Genomic DNA, 4608 nt, shown 5'->3' with positions numbered 1-4608 from the left:
GGTTACGATCGCGATATACACAAGCGTAACCGGCCAACCCACACGGATAAAGTCGGCGGGTCGATACTCTCCCGCGCTCATTACCATTAAGTTGGTTTGATAGCCAAAGGGGCTGATAAAACACGCACTCGCGCCATACGCAACCGCCATCACCCAAGGCATGGCATTCAGTTGCAACCCATCGGCAATACTGAGCGCAATAGGCACCATCAAAGCGGCCGCGGCGGTGTTGGTCATGGTCTCGGTGAGCAGTACCGTTAACAGTATTAAGCCAAATAGCACGTATACTGTGGGTAGCCCATTTATCTGAGCTAAAAAGACCTGGGTGACCGACGTAGCTAAACCACTGCTTTGCACCGCAGAAGCCAGCGATAAGGCACAAACTAAAATCGTTAATAGCTCAAACGGAAAGCGTCGACGTAACTGACTGCTATCGGCAACCTTGCTCCCTACCATCAGCACCAGGTATAACGTCAGGCTTTCTATCAGGCTTATGATGCCCAACGCACCTGCCGCAATTGCCGCGAGAAAACCCGCGATGGCGGCTGTGTTTTGCACCACAGAAAGCGGCTGAAACGTTTTGTAGTCTGACAACAAAAAGAAGTTGCGGCTGATATTCTGTCGCCGCTCAAAGTCTGGCCCGACTGCCAGCATCAGTTTGTCGCCACTTTGGATCGGGTTATTCCCCAACTTACCGCTGACGGTTTTCCCTTCTCGTGATAAGCCAATCACTGCCGCATCAAACCGGGCACGAAACCCCACTTGCTTAAGTGTTTTACCGATTAATATTGATTCCGGGCTGACCAAGACTTCCCGCAAATTTGTAGCGGGTAAGTCGCCCTTGTTAAAGGTGTGCAACCCCGGCAACGCGGTAATTTGATGGACGCGCCGTACATCGCCACTGAATAGCAATTTATCGTTGGCTTGGATAACATCGTCAGGTTTAACTGGGGAAATTAAGCTATCCCCTCTCACTATTTCCGCGAGAAACAAGCCATCAAGCGCGCGCAAGCCGTTTTTGATCACGGTTTTACCAACCAGCGGGCTGCTGGGCGCCACAGCGGCCTCAATAAAATATTGGCTCTCGAGTGACTCGGCGGTGGTGTGTTGTGGCAACCAACGGCTCACTACGACCACGACCGCACCACAGCCCACAACAAGTGCCGCGCCAATCGGTAAAAAGTCAAATACCGCAATGTTCGGGCCACCTTGCGCAGCGACTAAGCCGCTAACCACCAAGTTAGTACTGGTGCCTATCAAGGTTAAGGTGCCGCCTAAAATGGAAAAATACGACAACGGGATCAATAAACGCTGCGGGGCATGCAGTTGCGACTTCATCACCGCCCGCATCATGGTGGCCACTACAGCTGTATTATTAAGCATGGACGAGGCAATCGCGCTTAACGCGCCCATTTTTAGTAAGTTCGGCAAATACTTGCTATGAGCAATATGTTTTGCCAAAAAACTTAGCAACGCGGTGCGTTCTAATACGATTGCCGCTAGTAACAATAAAACCAGGGTGACAATGCCCGAGTTGGTGACATGGCTCAGTACCGTTTGGGTATCTAGCTCACCACCGACTAACAACAAAGCGGTTGCGGCGACAAAAATATGGCTCGCACGTTGCTTGGTGGCCACCAGCGCCGTAATCAGCCCCACCAACACGGTGGCTGTGAAAAACATTGGCCGAACTCTCTAGAAGTAGCCTTCGCGCTTCTTTTTCTCCATCGAGCCGGCGCTGTCATGGTCAATCGTCCGCCCTTGACGCTCAGACGTGGTAGTAAGCAGCATTTCTTGAATCACTTCGGTCAAGGTGGTCGCTTCTGATTCCACGGCACCTGTTAATGGGTAGCAACCTAGTGTTCTAAAGCGTACCATTTTGTGCTCTGGCACTTCGCCCTCTGCTAACGGCATCCGCTCATCGTCGACCATAATCAAAGTGCCGTCTCGCTCGACCACCGGGCGCGGCTTGGACAAATACAAACCTGGGATCTCGATATTTTCTAGGTAGATATATTGCCAGATATCAAGCTCCGTCCAATTTGATAGCGGGAAGACTCGGATGCTCTCGCCCTTTTTCACTTTGCCATTATAAATATGCCAAAGCTCGGGGCGCTGATTTTTTGGGTCCCAGCGGTGATGCTCATCACGGAAGGAATACACACGCTCTTTGGCGCGTGACTTTTCTTCATCACGGCGAGCGCCACCAAACGCCGCATCAAAACCGTATTTATCTAACGCCTGCTTTAACCCTTGGGTTTTCATGATATCGGTGTGCACTGAACTGCCATGTGTGAACGGGCTGATGTTCATCGCCAGCCCTTCTGGGTTTTGGTGCACAATCAACTTCATGCCCGCTTGCTCAGCCATTTTATCGCGAAACTGATACATCTCTTGGAATTTCCAAGTGGTATCTACATGCATTAAAGGAAACGGGGGTACCCCCGGCGCAAAGGCTTTTTTCGCCAAATGCAGCATCACGGAAGAATCCTTACCCACGGAATAAAGCATCACTGGGTTATCAAACTCCGCCGCCACTTCACGCATGATATGAATAGCCTCGGCTTCAAGCTGTTTAAGATGCGTCATTTTTTCTGGTGATACAGACATGGTGTTTCCTTAACCCTATGTGATGCCATTGTCCCAACGAACAATTTTTATACAGTTTTTACCCACGCTACCGCCATGAGGTGTCGCTCCCCCTGTGCGCATAGCTAGATTGTATCTGGCCGCGCACGACGCACAGCCGGTAAATTTTAATGGGCTATGAGTTTACCTGCTAATTTTTGTAGGCAAAAGGCCTAGCGCCAAAAAGTCGACATTACGCAGACTGTGTGATGGGTTTTTAGGCGGAATACGGAAAGAGACGAGACGCTTCGCTTCTAGAAACTAGAAACTAGAAACTAGAAACTAGAAACTAGAGACTAGAGACTAGAGACTAGAGACTAGAGACTAGAGACTAGAGATTAGGGACTAGGAAAGGCAGCATCGGGGCGCTTACGGATTACCGAGAAGAGCAGCTAGTTCCCGCTGACTATCTGGTTCGCCGTGAATCAAGTGGATTTGTTTTGGCGACGGTTGGATGCCTTGTACAAATTTAACCAAGTCGTTTTGATCGGCGTGGGCGGAGTAACCAGAGATTGTGTGGATTTGCGCGTTGACCGTGACTGGCGTGTTGTCTATCCACACCTGTGGGTTACCTTGCTGAATATCGCGGCCAAGGGTGTGTTGAGCTTGGTAGCCGGCAAAAATCACATCGGTGCGTTTGTCTTCCAGCAAGGCGGCAAGATAATTCATAATCCGTCCGCCTTGGCACATGCCGGAAGCGGCGACCACAATGGCCGGCTCGCCGCTTTGTTTGAGGCGGTTCACCAGCGCCATGTGTTGGCTGTGTTCATCAATGGTGATGCATTGCTCAAAGGCTAACGGGTGGCGGTGTTGATTAAGCTTGGTTTTGGCCTCTTTGCTCCATAGCTTTTTAAACTGGCGATAGTGACGCGTCACCTTTTGCGCCATGGGAGAGTCAAGAATGATAGGGAGCGCATCGTCAAGCTGCTTTTGGTGGATAAGCTGCTCGATATCAAACAACAGCTCTTGGGTGCGGCCGACACTGAATGCGGGGATCAATATTGCGCCACCGTCTTCTAGTGATCGCTGAATAATCGCCTCGAGCCGCTGGGCACGGGTGGCGACGGATTCATGGGTTTTATCGCCGTAGGTGGATTCTAAAAACAAAATATCGGCACGGCTTGGCGGTATTGGATCAGGTAGCAGTGGCGTGTTACTTGGGCCTAAATCACCGGAGAACACTACGCGCTGCTCGTCGGGCAGTTTTAATTCAACATAGGCCGAGCCCAAAATATGCCCGGCCGGTTGCAAGCGCAAATAGGTTGCTGGCTGCCCTTTTTGCTTGGGCTTTAGCCGATGCCAGCTGTTGTAAGGTAAGGTCACGGTTAATTGGCAAATGCGCTCGAGCACCTGCTGACGATGACCATAATTCATGTTGAGTTGCAACTTTAAGGTGTCGTCAATCAATAGCGGCACCAAGGCAGCGGTGGCCTCGGTGCAATAAATGGGACCGTTAAAGCCCGCCGCCAGTAGCCAAGGCAGCAAACCACAGTGATCGATATGGGCGTGAGTGAGGATCAGCGCATCAATGCGTTTGCCGTTGAGGTTCACCCTCGCCTCCCGCGCTTCATCGCCTTGGTATTGGCCGCAGTCAACCAGCAAGCGTAAGCCACTGCGTTTTATATCCACCTGGTGACAAGAGCCGGTCACGGTTTGATAGCCACCGTGGTGAGTGACGGTGAGGGTTTCATTGTTTATTGAGGTGTTGGGCATAATAACGTCCTTGGTGGGGGAAGAGGCTAAAGATTGAAAATAGGGAAGAGACTAGAGACTAGAGACTAGCGGTAGATTTCAAGGTAGTTGACCAGATTTTCTAATTAAGCGGCACTTTTTTGACCGCCTCGTTGATTGTCTTCTGAGCTGCTTGGATTGAGTGTTACTGAACTAACAGGTGTCCAGTCACGCGTTTCTTTAGCCCAACGCTCAGGATGCTTGGCTTTTGCCTGCTGATAGACGGCATGCCGTTTCGCTAACACCTGA

General features: G+C 50.8%; 3 protein-coding genes. All 3 read right to left on the bottom strand.

Annotated features, from left to right (window positions below; all coding sequences use genetic code 11):
• Positions 1-1683: SLC13 family permease (locus BZG14_RS14610; protein ID WP_077609081.1), on the bottom strand; the 1683-nt coding region annotated here is incomplete at its 3' end.
• Between the two features lie 12 nt (positions 1684-1695).
• Positions 1696-2610, bottom strand: coding sequence for a sulfate adenylyltransferase subunit CysD (gene cysD / locus BZG14_RS14605; RefSeq protein ID WP_077609080.1), 915 nt, complete (start codon positions 2608-2610; stop codon positions 1696-1698).
• A 387-nt stretch (positions 2611-2997) separates the two neighbouring features.
• Positions 2998-4341 (bottom strand): MBL fold metallo-hydrolase RNA specificity domain-containing protein, encoded by a 1344-nt coding sequence (locus BZG14_RS14600; RefSeq protein WP_077609079.1) that lies wholly within the window; start codon positions 4339-4341, stop codon positions 2998-3000.
• Between the last annotated feature and the right edge of the window lie 267 nt (positions 4342-4608).

It is taken from the genome of Salinivibrio sp. IB282 (assembly GCF_001995685.1).
Taxonomy (GTDB): domain Bacteria; phylum Pseudomonadota; class Gammaproteobacteria; order Enterobacterales; family Vibrionaceae; genus Salinivibrio; species Salinivibrio kushneri.
Note: the sequence above shows the minus strand (reverse complement) of the source record. Positions and strands in the feature narration are given on the sequence as shown.

Bases quoted from the DNA above. Each gene is read 5' to 3' on its own strand.
- cysD (WP_077609080.1), bottom strand. From the start codon at position 2,610: ATGTCTGTATCACCAGAAAAAATGACGCATCTTAAACAGCTTGAAGCC.
- BZG14_RS14600 (WP_077609079.1), bottom strand. From the start codon at position 4,341: ATGCCCAACACCTCAATAAACAATGAAACCCTCACCGTCACTCACCAC.